Below are 16,204 nucleotides of genomic sequence, written 5' to 3'. Positions count from 1 at the left end.
TCCGTCACATGAAACTTGTAGAAATGGACAAAGAAAAGCTACAATCCGCTTTTGGAGTACATACAAAAAAAGGGTTAAGTCATCAGGAAGCAAAAAAAAGGTTAAACCAATACGGAGAAAATGAATTGGCAGAAGGAGAAAAGCAATCCGCTTTAATTCTGTTTTTTCAGCAGTTTAAAGATTTTATGGTACTTATCCTGCTTGCGGCTACTCTCGTTTCGGGTTTGCTGGGAGAGTATATTGATGCCATTGCCATTATCATGATTGTATTGATTAATGGTTTATTGGGGTTTTTTCAGGAAAGGAAAGCAGAAAAATCGCTGTCTGCTTTAAAGGAAATGGCTGCACCGCAAATGATTGTATTACGAGATGGGTTATGGTCGAAAATACCTGCTAAAGAATGTGTACCAGGAGATATAGTGAAGTTTTCAAGCGGCGACCGTATAGGTGCTGATATGAGGATTTTCAAACAGTACAATCTTGAAATAGAAGAATCTGCATTGACAGGTGAATCTCTCCCGGTCGCTAAAACGGAAGAATCAAGAAGTGATGGTCAAGAGGGAATCGGCGATCAGGTTAATATGGCATTTATGGGAACGATGGTAACACGTGGGTCAGGTGAGGGTATAGTTGTTGCGACAGGAATGAAAACGGCAATGGGCCAAATCGCAGATCTGTTGCAAAGTGCCAATACGCAGCAGACGCCTTTGCAGCTTCGACTTGAACAACTGGGAAAAATACTTATTGTTGTTGCTTTACTGCTGACTTTATTAGTTGTAGGTATTGGTGTTTTACAAGGAAATAACTTATACACCATGGTTCTTGCGGGAGTATCTTTAGCCGTAGCTGCTATTCCTGAAGGTTTGCCGGCAATCGTTACGGTAGCCTTATCCCTCGGAGTCCAGCGAATGATTCGCCAGAAAGCGATCGTAAGGAAACTGCCTGCTGTAGAAACATTGGGCTGTGCATCGGTTATTTGTTCTGATAAAACAGGGACGATGACAGAAAATAAGATGATGGTGATTAAGGTTTGGGTTTCAGGGCAGCAGTGGTCAGTGTCCGGGAAGGGGTTTGACCCAACAGGTAAGTTTGAATGTGTCAGCGGTCATCAGGATGATACGGAGTTAAAGCAACTGCTCACCTATGGTATCCTTTGTAACAACGCTGAGCTAAAGCTTAAAAAGAAAAAGTACTATATAGATGGGGATCCGACTGAAGGAGCTATGCTTGTTGCCGCTATGAAGAAGGGAATCGACCGCCAGCTTTTATTTGAAAAGTATAAGATTTTAAAGGAGTTTCCTTTTGAATCAGAACGTAAATTAATGAGTGTGCTGGTAAAGGATCATAACGGAAGGCAATTTGTCATTACAAAAGGGGCACCTGATGTCTTACTTGGGAAATGTACAACGGTTATGACCAATGGCAGAGTGCAGCATATGGACGAGCAACTTCGTGAGTCCATTGGGAATACAACTGAACATATGGCTGAACAAGCATTAAGGACAATTGCGGTTGCCTACAAAAGTGTACCGGCCAATCAAGCAATTCTTGACCAAACGGATGCTGAAAATGAATTGATATTCCTTGGCCTTGAAGGAATGATGGATCCACCGCGTCCAGAAGTAAGGAAAGCGGTGCTAGAATGTCGCGATGCAGGTATTAAAACGGTGATGATAACCGGCGATCACTTAATAACAGCAAAGGCTATCGGTAAACAATTGGAAATATTCCGCGAAGGGGACCGTGTGCTGACCGGTAAAGATTTAGATGCGATGTCTGTGGATGATTTGGAAAATATCGTTGACGAGACGACTGTTTTTGCCCGTGTTTCACCAGAGCATAAATTGAAAATAGTCAGTGCCTTTCAACGAGTAGGACATATAGTGGCTATGACAGGAGACGGAGTGAATGATGCACCAGCTATAAAGGCTGCAGATATTGGAATAGCGATGGGTATATCCGGTACGGATGTGGCTAAAGAAACATCTTCGTTAATTTTATTGGACGATAATTTTGCAACCATAAAATCGGCCATAAGAGAAGGTAGAAATATTTACGAAAATATTCGTAAATTCGTACGCTATTTATTAGCATCAAATGTAGGAGAAATTTTAGTTATGTTATTTGCAATGATCATTGGACTGCCCTTACCTTTATTGCCGATCCAGATTTTATGGGTAAACCTAGTTACGGATGGATTGCCGGCTATGGCACTGGGACTCGATCAACCTGAAGAAAATGTGATGAAGCGAGGTCCTCGTCATCCAAAAGAGGGGGTATTCGCTAGAGGATTAGGTTGGAAAATCATATCAAGAGGATTCTTGATTGGTATTGCCACATTGCTCGCGTTTATAACCGTATATAAATCGAATCCTGATAATTTACAATATGCTCAGACGGTAGCCTTTGTAACTCTGGTCCTTGCACAATTAATTCATGTATTTGATTGCAGAAGTGAAAAATCAATCTTTTCAAGAAACCCATTTGGCAATATGTATCTTGTATGGGCAGTCGTTTCTTCTTTAATTCTTATGATGATTGCCTTGTACTATCCACCTTTACAAGCCGTTTTCCATACGGTGCCGATAGCGCCTCGGGATTGGCTATTAATTGTCGGAATGGCGTCTATCCCAACTTTTTTATTGGCAGGTACATTTTTTGTAAGTAAATCTAAATAAATTGTGATATAATTTTTAAGGTAGTAGAGTGAGCTCTATTACCTTTTTATTTTATATTAGCATGTATAATGTTACTGATTGGAGCTGGGGCCGGATGATTTTAAGCATGACAGGGTATGGAAGAGCGAAGACAGAAAATGATGCATTATCCATAACCATTGAGATGAAAAGTGTGAATCATCGTTTTTTTGAATGCAGTATCCGATCACCTCGTCAACTGCTCATGTATGAAGACAGGATTAAAAAGATTATTCAGCAAAAGCTGCATAGAGGTAGAATAGAAGTATTTATCAGCCTTCAGGGTGATGGAACCGTTAAAAGAACGATGACACCTAATTGGGATTTAATTGACCAATTCATGAATATATCTACTGAATTCAATAATAAGTACAGTGCGTTTGCAGAACCGGAGATGACTGATTTGCTTCATCTCGAACATATTATCTCTATTGATGAAAAGGAAGAAGTTAATGCCGATCTCGAGAAAATGCTGCTTGGTACGGTAGAAAAAGCTGCTTCTCGCTTGTCAAATATGCGGGAAACAGAAGGTGAGTTCCTAAAGAGCGATTTAACCGAGCATATCAAAAAATTTGATGCAGAGGTTGAGGATGTCAGGGAACGTGCACCGGAAGTTGTTAAGCAATATAGCAGCCGGCTCAAACAAAAGCTTGAAGAAGCAGTTGGAGATATTTTTGATCAAAACAGGCTATTAACAGAAGTAGCTTTATTTACAGATAAAGCAGATATACATGAAGAAGTTTCAAGGTTAAAAAGCCATATCGCGCAATTTCTAGAATCATTAGAGGCAAGCGGTCCGATTGGCAGAAAGCTTGATTTTCTCATCCAGGAGATGAATCGGGAAACAAATACAATCGGCTCTAAAGCAAACGATGCCATAATCGCAAGAAAAGTTGTCGAGATGAAAACAATTCTTGAGAAAATGAAGGAACAGGTTCAAAATGTAGAATAATACAGTTTATGACAGTACATACAAGCATACACTAGGTAAGAGGGATGGAGGCTGCTTCAATGTCCATAAAGTTGATTAATATTGGATTTGGGAATATAGTTTCTGCTAATCGCATTGTTACCATTGTAAGTCCTGAATCTGCACCTATTAAAAGGATTATTCAGGATGCCAGGGACAAGGGTTCGCTTATAGATGCTACATATGGAAGAAGAACACGCGCAGTGATTATAACCGATAGTGACCATGTGGTTCTTTCTGCGGTACAGCCGGAGACCGTGGCTGCGAGGTTACATGACCGTGATGAGAGCGTGTTGGAAGGATAGGTGATTGTTTTGGAGGAAAAAGGGTTATTAATAGTTTTATCAGGTCCATCTGGAGTGGGGAAAGGTACAGTCAGAAAAGCAATTTTTTCTCAGCCTGATGTTGATTTTCAATATTCAATTTCAGCAACTTCCAGAAAACCTCGTGAGGGAGAAGTTGATGGGGTGGATTATTTCTTTAAATCGAAGGAACAATTTGAAGATATGATCGCCAATGATGAACTTTTGGAGCATGCCGAATATGTGGGAAATTATTATGGCACACCAATTGATTACGTTCGCAAAACCTTAAATGAAGGCAAGGATGTATTTCTAGAAATAGAAGTACAAGGAGCGCGTCAGGTTCGTGAGAAGTTTCCTGACGGTTTATTTATTTTCCTTGCTCCGCCAAGCCTTAAAGAACTTGAAAATCGGATTGTAACAAGAGGTACTGAAACAGATGAGTTAATCCGTAACAGAATGAAAGCCGCTCGTGAAGAAATCGAAATGATGAATCTTTACGATTATGTAGTAGAAAATGATCGTGTAGAACATGCATGCGAGCGCATCAATGCAATCGTGGTGGCTGAACATCTACGTCGTGAACGAGTAGAAAAAAGATACAAAAAATTATTGGAGGATGATAAATAATATGTTGTACCCATCTATTGACTCACTATTAACAAAAATTGATTCTAAATATTCTTTGGTATCCGTTGCAGCTAAACGTGCACGTTATATGCAGGAATCTGGAGAAAGCACAAAAATTGCTAAGCCGGTATCTCATAAATATGTTGGAAAAGCGCTTGAGGAAATCCATTCTGGTGACTTAACGTATCGAGTGGTAACTGAAGGTCGTCAAGACTTTTAATAGGCAATGCTTTCGAAAAAACAACCTTACGATTGGTAATAAGGTTGTTTTTTTTTGCTGGCTAATGATATGTTTTCGAATTATAGTAAAACATATTAGTGCAAATTTAATAGATAATATATGATATAAAAGATGTATATATAGGAATTCTCAAGAATACCAGTTATGGAGTGATTAGATGCTTGATAATAAGAAGATACTTGTTTGTGTAACAGGAGGTATTGCTGTATACAAATCGGCCGCATTAACAAGTAAACTTGTTCAGGCTGGTGCGCAAGTAAAGGTTTTAATGAGTGAATCAGCAACTAAATTTGTGATGCCGTTAACTTTTCAGGCTTTATCCAGAAACGATGTTTATATAGATACATTCGACGAGAAAATCCCTGGTAAAATCGCTCATATTGAGCTTGCTGACTGGGCAGATGTTATTCTGGTTGCACCTGCTACAGCCAATATTATAGGGAAATTGGCAAATGGAATTGCTGATGATATGATTTCAACTACCTTGCTGGCAGCAACGGCACCTGTTATGATTGCTCCGGCCATGAATGTCCATATGTATCACCATAAAGCTGTGCAGCGAAATATGGCGCAGCTTCGAGAAGATGGCTATTTATTTATGGAGCCTTCAGAAGGCTATTTAGCCTGTGGGTATGTTGGTAAGGGAAGGCTGGAGGAACCCGAAACAATTGTTGCTAATTTAGAAGATTTTTTTGCTGAAGAAAAGAAATCATTAAGTGGCAGAAAAGTCCTGATCACAGCAGGTCCAACCCGTGAACGGATCGACCCGGTTCGTTATATATCTAATTTTTCAAGCGGTAAAATGGGATATGCTTTAGCGGAGGCGGCAAGAAACATGGGAGCTGAGGTTACATTGGTGTCAGGTCCGGTTGCATTGAATGCTCCTGCAGGTGTCAAAGTAATTAAAGTAGAAAGTGCTTCCGAAATGTATGAAGCGGTAATGGAAGTAATGGATGACCAGCATATTATTATTGGTACAGCAGCTGTAGCTGATTATAAACCAGCTGTTTATGAGAATCAAAAGGTGAAGAAACAAGCAGGCGACAGTACGCTTGAACTGACTCGTACAAAGGATATTCTCCGAGAGGTTGGTAAGAGAAAAACGAACCAAATCTTGATTGGTTTTGCAGCTGAAACGAATAATTTGGATGAGTATGCAAAGAAAAAGCTGGTTAAGAAAAATGCTGATATGATTGTCGCTAATAATGTTACCCATGAAGGTGCCGGGTTTGGAACGGATACCAACATTGTTACCCTATATAAAAAAGATGGCAGTTTCAGAGAACTTCCTTTATTAAGTAAAGGTGATGTTGCCAAAGAAATATTGAAAGAAATAGAATCATTTCAAGTAAATGAGGATCACTCTTTATGATAGCGGAAGTAATTGTAGATGTACCGGCCCAGCAAACGGACCGTCCATTTGATTATAAAATTCCGGAAAAATGGGCCGGTATTATTCGAGAAGGAATGCGTGTGACGGTTCCGTTTGGCCCGAGGAAATTACTTGGCTTCGTCGTAAGGCTAAAGGAGCATACAGAAGTAAAGGGTTTAAAATCAATCAGCAGTCTATTGGATATTGAACCAGCGTTAAATAACGAATTATTGGATGTTGGACATTGGCTCGCGGATGAGACGATGTGTTTTAAAATATCAGCATTCCAGGCAATGCTTCCGGCAGCATTGAAAGCAAAGTATGAAAAACAAATTCGGATTGCTCCAGGTAAGCAGACAAATGATCTCCCAAAACAGATTCAGTATTTGTTCAGTAAAGCGGAAGCCGTCAGCTGGATTAAGATTCAAAATGACGAGCTTTTGTCCTGTATAAAGACTGAAATTGACAATGGAAATCTTGAAATTACCGTTCAGGTATCTGATAAAACAAAAATAAAAAAGCTAAAATATATAGAATCAATGCTAACCAGGAACGAGTTGCTTGAACAATTAGAACACTTAAATGCCAATGCCAGCAATCAGAAAAAACTAGTATCCTATCTGGTAGAACATCCAGGGGAGCAATTGCTGGCAAAAGTGCTGGAAGAAACGAATATTAACAGTTCCTCTGCTATCAAACCTCTTGTGTCAAAGGGTATCGTTCAGATAACTGAGAAAGAGGAATATCGTAATCCATACGCCGAAGGCCAATTTACAAAGGATCAATGCCTGAAGTTAACAGAGAACCAACAGGCAGCTATCAATCCGATTAAGTTAGCTATAAAGGAAAATCGAAATGAAAATTTCCTATTATATGGTGTGACAGGAAGCGGAAAAACGGAGATCTATTTACAATCCATCAAGCAAATCGTAGATAAAGGGAAGGAAGCCATTGTTTTGGTGCCTGAAATTTCTTTAACACCCATGATGGTAACTAGATTTAAGCGACGGTTTGGAGATTTGGTAGCCGTATTACATAGCGGCCTGTCTCATGGTGAAAAATATGATGAATGGCGCAAAATTCAACGCGGAGAGGTTAAGGTTGTAGTTGGTGCCCGTTCCGCAGTTTTTGCCCCGTTCACTAACTTGGGTCTGATTATTATTGATGAGGAGCATGAGGGTAGTTATAAACAGGAAGAAACACCGCGTTATCATGCGCGTGATGTAGCGCTTAAACGGGCGGCCTATCATAATTGTCCGATTGTACTTGGCAGTGCTACACCGTCTCTCGAGAGTTTTGCAAGAGCAAAAAAAGGTGTATATACGTTGTTAACGTTAAATAGCAGAGTGAACGATCAGGCTTTACCAGCTGTTTCAGTCGTTGATATGAGGGATGAAATGAGAGGGGGAAACCGCTCGATGTTCTCCGGTCTATTATTTGAAAAACTGAAGGATCGTGTAGATAAAGGGGAACAGACTGTTCTCTTGTTAAATAAAAGAGGACATTCATCCTTTGTGATGTGCCGCAACTGTGGACTAGTAGTTACATGTCCAAATTGTGATATATCAATGACGTATCATCGTGTCCAAGCGCTTATGAAGTGCCATTATTGCGGACTTGAAGAACGGGTTCCGGAGGTTTGTCCTGACTGTGGCAGTGACCATATCCGTTTTTTTGGTACAGGAACTCAAAAGGTTGAGGAAGAGCTGGGGAAATTGCTGCCGCATGCCAGAGTCATTCGAATGGATGTGGATACAACCAGACGTAAAGGCGCACATGAAGCATTGCTGAAAAAATTCGAAGATGGACAAGCAGATATTCTTCTTGGTACGCAGATGATTGCCAAAGGTCTCGACTTTCCAAGAGTGACCTTGGTAGGGGTCCTTACTGCAGACACGATGCTGCACTTACCTGACTTCCGCTCATCAGAACGTACCTTTCAGCTATTAACGCAGGTCAGTGGGCGTGCCGGAAGACACGAATTGCCAGGCGAAGTGGTAATCCAGACCTATACTCCTGAACATTACAGCATTCAACTGGCATCAGAGCAGGATTATGACGGTTTCTTTATGAGAGAGATGTTTTTACGGAAACAAAATGACTATCCTCCCTATTATTATATCGCTCTTTTAACAATCTCTCATGAAGATGTGATGAAAACGGTGGAAGCAGCCGAGAAAATAACGGCATTTATTAAGCGGCAGGTAGGGCCGGAAACGGTTGTATTTGGACCATCTGCTTCTCCAATGTCTAGAATCAACAATAGATATAGGTACCAATGTTTGATAAAATACAAGCGGGAACCAAATCTAAGTACAATTTTAAAAAAATTGAATGAAACATATGGACGTAATGCCACCCAAACAGGGTTACAATTATCGATTGATGTCAATCCGTTCATTATGATGTAAATAGAAAGGCGGAAAAGAATAAGTGGCAGTATTACCTATAGTAAAGCATCCGGATAAAATTCTTGAAACTCCCTGTAAAAAGGTTGAAGTTTTTGATCGTAAATTAGCGAAGTTACTTGATGATATGTACGACACAATGATAGACGCGGATGGCGTGGGATTGGCTGCGCCGCAGATCGGCCAAAATATAAGAGTAGCGATTGTTGATGTAGATGATGAGTCAGGAACATTTGAATTAATCAATCCGACAATTCTTTCCACGAAGGGTAAGGATCGTGATGTAGAGGGCTGTTTAAGTTTTCCGAATCTGTATGGAGAGGTTGAACGACCTGCATATGTTAAAATACAGGCACAGGATCGTCAGGGACGAACGTATATTTTAGAAGCTGAGGATTACCTGGCCAGAGCGATTCAACATGAAATGGATCATTTGGAAGGAATCTTATTTACTTCAAAAGTTGTGCGTTATATAAGTGAAGAAGAGTTAGAAGGGTATGAAGTAGAATGACTAGAATAATATTTATGGGAACACCTGATTTTTCTGTCGGTGTATTAGAACGTTTAATAAATGATGGATATGAAATCGTTGGTGTCGTAACCCAGCCTGACCGTCCAGTTGGCCGGAAACGCATTTTGACACCACCTCCTGTAAAGGTGACAGCCGAGAAACATGGTATTCCAGTTCTCCAACCAGAAAAAATTCGTGTGGATTCAGAAGTTGACAAGGTACTTGCTTTAAATCCAGACTTAATTGTTACCGCGGCATTTGGACAAATCCTGCCGAATCGTTTATTAGAGGCTCCAAAGTATGGATGTATAAACGTACATGCTTCCTTGCTGCCTGAATTAAGAGGTGGTGCACCTATTCACTATGCAATCATGCAGGGGAAAGCAAAGACGGGTGTAACCATTATGTACATGGTAGAAAAGCTGGATGCAGGTGACATGCTGGCAAAAGTAGAAGTTCCAATTGAGGAAACTGACCATACAGGCAGTTTACATGATAAATTGAGTAAAGCTGGTGCACAACTGGTTTCTGAGACCATTCCAAAATTATTGAATGGAGAAATCACTCCAATTAAACAAAATGAGGAAGATGCTACCTTTGCTTTCAATATTAAAAGAGAACAGGAATTAATCGATTGGACACAAGGCGGAGAAGCAATTTATAACCATATCCGCGGTTTACATCCATGGCCGGTAGCCTATACTTTGTTAAATGGAACAGTTTTAAAGGTTTGGTGGGGCGAAAAAGTGAAGACCGCCAAGCAAGGAAGTGCCGGTGAAATACTTGATATTGAAAAAGATGGATTTGTTGTGAAAACAGGTAATGATACAGCAATTAAAATTACTGATTTACAACTGGCTGGTAAAAAGAGAATGACCGCTGAACAAATGCTCCGAGGTACTGCAATCATATCAACAGGAATGAAATTGGGAGAATAAAGAATGCCACAAAAAAAGAATGTAAGAGAAGTAGCGCTTGATATTCTGGTGTCTGTCGAAAAAAGCCAGGCATACAGTAATCTATCATTAAACCATGCCATAAAAGAAAATGAACTTTCCCCGCAGGATGTAGGATTGTTGACCGAGCTGACGTATGGAACAATACAACGGAAAATGACATTGGAATACTATGTAAGGCCGTTTATTAAAAACCCTAAAAAGCTTCAATCATGGGTGTTATTGCTCATTGAAATGACTGTTTTTCAAATGCTATATCTTGATCGGGTTCCTGATCGGGCTGCGATTCATGAAGCAGTGGAAATTGCGAAAAAACGCGGTCATCGCGGAATTGCCTCATTGGTTAATGGTGTACTGAGGTCTATCCAGCGTGAAGGAGTTCCGTCTTTGGATGACATAAAAGATCCCCTGGAAAAGATCTCAGTCGCAACAAGCCATCCATTATGGCTTGTAAGAAAGTGGGCAGAGGAATTTGGAGTGGATAAAACCAAGGAAATGTGTGAGGAGAACTTGCATGCTCCTGTTCAAACCGGAAGAGTAAACCTGACGAAAATCAGCAGGGAAGAATTGATGGAAAAGCTGAAAAGCGAAGGATACATGGTTGAACCAAGTCTTTTAATAGAAGAAGGAATTCGCTGCCTCAAAGGTAATATGGCTTTGTCAGCTAGCTTTAAAGAAGGACTTTTTAGCATACAGGATGAGAGCTCTATGCTTGTAGCTTATGCATTAGCACCGAAAGAAAATGATACGATTCTTGATAGCTGTGCAGCTCCAGGCGGGAAAACCATGCATATGGCAGAAAAGATGAATGATACCGGACAAATTTACGCACTTGACCTTCATGCACATAAAACTAAATTAATTGATATGCAGGCAAAACGCCTTGGTTTATCGAATATTGTAACCAAACAAATGGACGCAAGAAAAACGCAAGAATTTTTTGAAACAGAGATGTTTGATAAAGTCCTTGTCGATGCTCCTTGTTCAGGACTGGGAGTGTTAAAGCGTAAACCGGATGCTAAGTATACAAAAAGCGAGAACGATTTGAGCGCGCTTGCGAAAATTCAATTTGATATTTTACATCAAGTGTCCCAATTGGTAAAAAAAGGCGGTACAATAGTTTACAGTACTTGTACTGTTGGCAATGATGAAAATAATGATGTGATTGATGCGTTTGTACAGGCGCATCCTGAGTTTGAAAAGGATCTTACCCTAAAGGATAGAATGCCGGAACCGGTAAGACCATATATAATGGATAATAGTTTGCAAGTACTACCTCAATATTTTGGAAGCGACGGATTTTTTATTGCTTCTATTCGAAAGAAGGCATAAGGAATGGAACAAACAACAGCTAAGGAAGTAAAGAAACAGGAGCAACTCCCATCTATATATTCCTTACAATTAGATCAACTGAAAGAATGGCTTGAAGAAAACGGAGAAAAAGCATTCCGGGCAACACAAATTTTTGAATGGTTATATGAAAAAAGGGTTTCTACTTATGAAGATATGACGAACCTTTCTAAAAATTTACGTACAAAATTGGAAGAATCATTTACATTAACCACTTTAAATACACTAATCAAGCAAACATCAAAAGACGGCACGATTAAATTCTTATTTGAATTGAAGGATGGTTATTCAATCGAGACCGTATTAATGCGCCATGATTATGGAAACTCAGTCTGTGTAACCACACAGGTTGGCTGCAGAATAGGCTGTACATTCTGTGCATCCACTCTGGGCGGGTTAAAGCGAAATCTTGAAGCAGGCGAAATTGTTGCGCAGGTTGTAAAAGTGCAGCAGGCCCTTGATGAAACTAATGAGCGTGTTAGCTCCGTAGTCATCATGGGTATCGGAGAACCATTTGATAACTATGATAATATGATGGGATTCTTACGGATCATTAACCATGATAAAGGGTTAAATATCGGAGCACGTCATATAACGGTTTCAACTAGTGGAATCATTCCTAAAATATATAAATTTGCAGATGAGAAATTGCAAATTAATTTTGCGATTTCCCTGCATGCACCAAACACTGAACTTCGCAGTAAGCTTATGCCTATTAACAGAGCATACAAGCTTCCGCAGTTAATGGAAGCTGTTAAGTACTATGTTGAAAAAACGGGCAGAAGGATTACATTTGAATATGGTCTCTTTGGTGGTGAAAATGACCAGGTAGAGCATGCGCTCGAACTTGCCGCACTTATCAAAGATATAAAATGCCATGTGAATTTAATACCGGTTAACTATGTTCCAGAACGGGATTATGTCCGGACACCAAGAGAGCAAATCGATCTGTTTGAAAAAACATTGAAGGATCAAGGCATAAATGTCACTACGAGAAGAGAGCAAGGGCATGATATTGATGCGGCTTGCGGACAACTAAGAGCAAAAGAGAGGAAAGAAGAGACGAGGTGAAGGGATGAAGGCAGTTTTTAGGACAGACCGGGGCAAGGTGAGAATCCATAATGAGGATCAGGGTGGTATATTTTACAAGGAAAATCCTCAAATGGTTTTTGCTGTCATTGCCGACGGAATGGGTGGTCACAAAGCTGGTGATGTAGCAAGTGAAATGGCTGTTTCCAAACTAAAAGAAGCATGGGAAACCGAGTTGCAGTCTGATTCGCCAAGTTCAATCGAATTGTTTTTGGAGGAGCAGATTAAACGGGTTAACCATGAAATTTTTGAGCACTCCATGTCACACGAGGAATGTGAAGGAATGGGGACAACAATAGTTGGCGTAATTTGTACAGACAAAACAGCCACCATTGTGAATGTTGGAGATTCGAGATGTTATCTGCTGAATGATAGCGGATTTAAACAAGTAACAGAAGACCATTCCCTGGTTAATGAGCTTGTCCGTTCCGGTCAAATATCTAAAGAAGACGCCGCACATCATCCTAGAAAAAATGTCATTCTTCGCGCTCTTGGAACAGAAAATAGTGTGGATGTTGATATTAAAACAATCAGTTTTGAGGAAGGGGACCGTCTGTTATTATGTTCAGACGGCCTCTCTGATAAACTATCTGAAACCGAAATAGAAACCATTATTACAGGCAATGATTCTTTAGACCATATTGCAGATACATTTATTCAAAAAGCTAATGAAAACGGAGGAGAAGATAATATAACTCTAGTAATCCTTCTGCACAGCTTTGAAAGTGAAAGAGGGTGAGTTATATGTTGACCGGCAAACGAATTAGCGATAGATATAAAATCCTCCGTATGATTGGCGGAGGCGGCATGGCTAATGTTTATCTGGCAAGAGATATGATTCTTGATCGGGATGTAGCATTAAAAATTCTTCGTATGGACTTTTCCAATGATGAGGAATTTATCAGGCGCTTTCATCGGGAAGCACAATCCGCCACAAGTCTGACTCACCCAAACATTGTAAGTATTTATGATGTTGGAGAAGAAGGCGATATCTATTATATTGTGATGGAATTTGTCGATGGTATGACCTTAAAGCAATATATTCAGGCCTATTCGCCAATTCCAGTTGAAAAAGCATTGGATATCATGAAACAAATTACATCAGCGGTCACACATGCCCATCAGAACCATATTGTACATAGAGACATTAAGCCGCATAATGTATTAATTGATCATGACGGCAATGTGAAAATTACTGACTTTGGGATTGCGATGGCTCTCAGTGCAACGTCCATAACTCAAACGAACTCTGTTCTTGGGTCGGTTCATTATTTGTCTCCTGAACAAGCAAGAGGCGGTATGGCAAATAAAAAGTCCGATATCTATTCTTTGGGGATCGTGATGTTTGAATTACTTACAGGTCGACTGCCTTTTTCAGGAGAGTCTGCTGTTTCTATAGCCCTGAAGCACCTTCAATCAGAGACGCCGTCTCCAAGAAGATGGAATCCGGCCATACCTCAAAGTGTGGAAAATATCATTCTGAAGGCAACCGCAAAGGATACATTTCACCGATATTCAAGTGTAGATGAAATGGAACAAGATATAGAGACGGCTTTAAATCCAGAAAGATTAAATGAAAGTAAATTTACCATACCAAGTGATGATGATGTGACAAAAGCGATTCCGATTATTACAAACGATGAATTGTATGAAGATCACGATGAAACGAAAATCCTCACTCCGGATGAAGATACCGTGATGATGGAACCCGCGGAACAATCAAGTGGTAAAAAAGGATTTTTAAAAAACAAAAAGCAAAAACAGAAGCAAAAGAAAGATAAAACAAAGCAAAAGCAACAGCCGAAGAAAAAGAAAAAATGGCCTAAAATAATTGGGATTATTTTAGCCAGTCTAATTTTGCTTGCTGTTCTGGCTGTCTTATTTTTGCCGGGAATGCTCGCAGCAAAGGATGTTAAAGTACCTGATGTAAGGGATGAACAATTGGAAAACGCCCTGTCGACTCTAATTGAACAAGGTTTTGAAATCGGTGAGACGGTTGAAAAGCCTGATGAGGAAATTGCCGCAGGAAATGTCATAAACACTGATCCTGAAGCAGGTGATACCGTTAAGGAAGGTTCAGTTATTAATGTATTTTTCAGCAGTGGCAAAGAACAGGTAGAAGTTCTCGATTATGAGGACCGCAATTATGAAGATATTAAATCACTCATTGAGGGTTTCGGATTCAAAGATATTGAGATAGAGCGAGTAAATGACGATTCAGAAGTAGGGACTGTACTTGAACAGGATCCTAGACAAGGGGACGAGGTCATCCCTTCGGAAACAATTTTGAAATTAACGTTGAGCAGCGGACCAGCTAAAATTACCCTGAAAGATTTAACGGATTACAACCAGAGAGCACTGGATGATTATGAGGCTGATACCGGGTTAAAGATAACAATCGCAAAAGAGGAGTACAGTTCGAAAATTAAAGAGGGACAAGTAATTTCCCAGGAACCGGCTGCCGGGACTGCTGTTGAGATTGGGTCGGAAGTCAAAGTAACAGTTTCAAAAGGAGAAGAAGAAATTCCTCCTAAGGTTATGAGTAAAGAGGTTACCATAACGTATGATGAAGAATTAGCCGGTGTGCCACAAACAGTGACCATTCTAATTGAGGACTTAAATAACAATATGACAGAACCTGTTGAAACGTTTGAAATGACTTCAACTGTCAAAAAAACGTTGCAATTTACTATCCCGCATGATGGAAAAGCAGGGTATAAGATTATAAAGGATAACAGTGTTTATGATGAGGGCGTTATTAGTTATTCGGACAGTTAATTTTAAAGGAGGGAATATATGCCTGAAGGAAAAATTATTAAGGCACTGAGCGGCTTTTATTATGTAGCGGATGAAGATCAAATCATTCAATGCAGAGGCCGAGGTGTTTTCAGAAAACAAAAGGTTACTCCGCTTGTTGGAGATAGAGTTATTTATCAAGCGGAAAATCCAACAGATGGATATATAATGGAAATTAAAGAACGCAAAAATGAATTGGTACGTCCTCCTATTTCGAATGTGGATCAAGCGATTCTCGTATTTTCCGCTGCAGAACCAGATTTCAGTACAAGTTTATTGGATCGATTTCTCGTTTTGGTTGAATCCAAGAATATTGCTCCAATTATTTGTATCAGTAAAATGGATTTGCTGGAAGCTAAGGATGAAAAAAGGATTCATGATTATGCCGATCAATACAGGGCAATTGGCTATGATGTTATATTAACGTCTTCCCTGGAAGAAGCGGGAGTTTCAGAGTTAATGCCTTTCTTGCGGGGGAAAATCTCAGTATTTGCAGGACAATCCGGAGTAGGAAAGTCATCCTTGTTAAATGTGCTTGATCCTACTCTTAATTTAAAAACTAATATCATTTCCTCCCATTTGGGCAGGGGTAAGCATACAACGAGACATGTGGAGCTTATTGACCTTGGTGATGGCTTATTAGCTGACACACCGGGTTTCAGTTCGCTAGAATTTACAGAAATAGAAGCGGAGGAGCTGCCGGGCTGTTTCCCTGAAATTAGGGAGAAAGGCTCAGAATGCAAATTTAGAGGCTGCCTGCATGTAAAAGAACCAAAATGTGCTGTAAAGCATAGTGTTGAAGCTGGGGAAATCCAGAAATATAGATACGAGCATTATTTGCAGTTTCTGGAGGAAATAAAAGAGAGAAAGCCGAGGTATTAAC

At 40.0% G+C, this 16,204-nt stretch carries 14 protein-coding genes; all 14 read left to right on the top strand.

What is annotated here, in order from left to right:
* Positions 1-8: 8 nt before the first annotated feature.
* The 14 genes from AC4D4B_RS10390 (at position 9) to rsgA (ending at position 16,203) form a co-directional block, all read left to right on the top strand.
* Positions 9-2,678, top strand: coding sequence for a calcium-translocating P-type ATPase, SERCA-type (locus AC4D4B_RS10390; RefSeq protein WP_490995936.1), 2,670 nt, complete (start codon positions 9-11; stop codon positions 2,676-2,678).
* Between the two features lie 61 nt (positions 2,679-2,739).
* Complete coding sequence (locus AC4D4B_RS10385) at positions 2,740-3,648, top strand: YicC/YloC family endoribonuclease (RefSeq protein ID WP_490999879.1); 909 nt, start codon at positions 2,740-2,742, stop codon at positions 3,646-3,648.
* A 59-nt stretch (positions 3,649-3,707) separates the two neighbouring features.
* Positions 3,708-3,971, top strand: a complete 264-nt coding sequence (remA, locus tag AC4D4B_RS10380; RefSeq protein ID WP_066100607.1) for an extracellular matrix/biofilm regulator RemA — start codon at positions 3,708-3,710, stop codon at positions 3,969-3,971.
* A 9-nt stretch (positions 3,972-3,980) separates the two neighbouring features.
* The gene (gene gmk / locus AC4D4B_RS10375; protein WP_490999878.1) at positions 3,981-4,598 is read left to right on the top strand and encodes a guanylate kinase; all 618 of its coding nucleotides are present in this window, start codon (positions 3,981-3,983) and stop codon (positions 4,596-4,598) included.
* A gap of 1 nt (position 4,599) precedes the next feature.
* On the top strand, positions 4,600-4,818 hold the full coding sequence (gene rpoZ, locus AC4D4B_RS10370; protein ID WP_066100606.1) for a DNA-directed RNA polymerase subunit omega: 219 nt from the start codon (positions 4,600-4,602) through the stop codon (positions 4,816-4,818).
* Positions 4,819-4,996: 178 nt separating this feature from the next.
* Positions 4,997-6,211: a bifunctional phosphopantothenoylcysteine decarboxylase/phosphopantothenate--cysteine ligase CoaBC gene (gene coaBC / locus AC4D4B_RS10365; RefSeq protein ID WP_490999877.1), complete on the top strand. Its 1,215-nt coding sequence runs from the start codon at positions 4,997-4,999 to the stop codon at positions 6,209-6,211.
* On the top strand, positions 6,208-8,622 hold the full coding sequence (gene priA, locus AC4D4B_RS10360; protein WP_490999876.1) for a primosomal protein N': 2,415 nt from the start codon (positions 6,208-6,210) through the stop codon (positions 8,620-8,622). The genes coaBC and priA overlap by 4 nt, the downstream gene beginning before the upstream one ends.
* Positions 8,623-8,644: 22 nt before the next feature.
* Positions 8,645-9,130 carry a peptide deformylase gene (gene def / locus AC4D4B_RS10355; protein WP_490995932.1) on the top strand — a complete coding sequence of 162 codons (486 nt, stop codon included), beginning with the start codon at positions 8,645-8,647 and terminating at the stop codon, positions 9,128-9,130.
* Entirely contained in the window at positions 9,127-10,068 is a 942-nt protein-coding gene (gene fmt, locus AC4D4B_RS10350) for a methionyl-tRNA formyltransferase (protein ID WP_490995931.1), read from the top strand. Before def ends, fmt begins: the two co-directional genes overlap by 4 nt.
* 3 nt (positions 10,069-10,071) lie before the next feature.
* Positions 10,072-11,418, top strand: a complete 1,347-nt coding sequence (gene rsmB / locus AC4D4B_RS10345) for a 16S rRNA (cytosine(967)-C(5))-methyltransferase RsmB (RefSeq protein ID WP_490999875.1) — start codon at positions 10,072-10,074, stop codon at positions 11,416-11,418.
* A gap of 3 nt (positions 11,419-11,421) precedes the next feature.
* Entirely contained in the window at positions 11,422-12,507 is a 1,086-nt protein-coding gene (gene rlmN, locus AC4D4B_RS10340; RefSeq protein WP_490551826.1) for a dual-specificity RNA methyltransferase RlmN, read from the top strand.
* Between the two features lie 4 nt (positions 12,508-12,511).
* Positions 12,512-13,264, top strand: coding sequence for a Stp1/IreP family PP2C-type Ser/Thr phosphatase (locus tag AC4D4B_RS10335; RefSeq protein ID WP_490995929.1), 753 nt, complete (start codon positions 12,512-12,514; stop codon positions 13,262-13,264).
* A 5-nt stretch (positions 13,265-13,269) separates the two neighbouring features.
* Positions 13,270-15,303 (top strand): Stk1 family PASTA domain-containing Ser/Thr kinase, encoded by a 2,034-nt coding sequence (gene pknB, locus AC4D4B_RS10330; protein WP_490995928.1) that lies wholly within the window; start codon positions 13,270-13,272, stop codon positions 15,301-15,303.
* An 18-nt stretch (positions 15,304-15,321) separates the two neighbouring features.
* Positions 15,322-16,203: a ribosome small subunit-dependent GTPase A gene (gene rsgA / locus AC4D4B_RS10325; RefSeq protein ID WP_490995927.1), complete on the top strand. Its 882-nt coding sequence runs from the start codon at positions 15,322-15,324 to the stop codon at positions 16,201-16,203.
* Position 16,204: the final 1 nt, after the last annotated feature.

The sequence above is a fragment of the Pradoshia sp. Z6_59 genome (genome assembly GCF_058267515.1).
The sequence above is the reverse complement of the archived record's forward strand: the minus strand, read 5'-3'. Positions and strand labels throughout refer to the sequence as shown.

Coding starts and splice junctions, on each gene's coding strand:
- AC4D4B_RS10390 (WP_490995936.1), top strand. CDS start 9: ATGAAACTTGTAGAAATGGACAAAGAAAAGCTACAATCCGCTTTTGGA.
- AC4D4B_RS10385 (WP_490999879.1), top strand. CDS start 2,740: ATGTATAATGTTACTGATTGGAGCTGGGGCCGGATGATTTTAAGCATG.
- remA (WP_066100607.1), top strand. CDS start 3,708: ATGTCCATAAAGTTGATTAATATTGGATTTGGGAATATAGTTTCTGCT.
- rpoZ (WP_066100606.1), top strand. CDS start 4,600: ATGTTGTACCCATCTATTGACTCACTATTAACAAAAATTGATTCTAAA.
- coaBC (WP_490999877.1), top strand. CDS start 4,997: ATGCTTGATAATAAGAAGATACTTGTTTGTGTAACAGGAGGTATTGCT.
- priA (WP_490999876.1), top strand. CDS start 6,208: ATGATAGCGGAAGTAATTGTAGATGTACCGGCCCAGCAAACGGACCGT.
- fmt (WP_490995931.1), top strand. CDS start 9,127: ATGACTAGAATAATATTTATGGGAACACCTGATTTTTCTGTCGGTGTA.
- rsmB (WP_490999875.1), top strand. CDS start 10,072: ATGCCACAAAAAAAGAATGTAAGAGAAGTAGCGCTTGATATTCTGGTG.
- rlmN (WP_490551826.1), top strand. CDS start 11,422: ATGGAACAAACAACAGCTAAGGAAGTAAAGAAACAGGAGCAACTCCCA.
- AC4D4B_RS10335 (WP_490995929.1), top strand. CDS start 12,512: ATGAAGGCAGTTTTTAGGACAGACCGGGGCAAGGTGAGAATCCATAAT.
- pknB (WP_490995928.1), top strand. CDS start 13,270: ATGTTGACCGGCAAACGAATTAGCGATAGATATAAAATCCTCCGTATG.
- rsgA (WP_490995927.1), top strand. CDS start 15,322: ATGCCTGAAGGAAAAATTATTAAGGCACTGAGCGGCTTTTATTATGTA.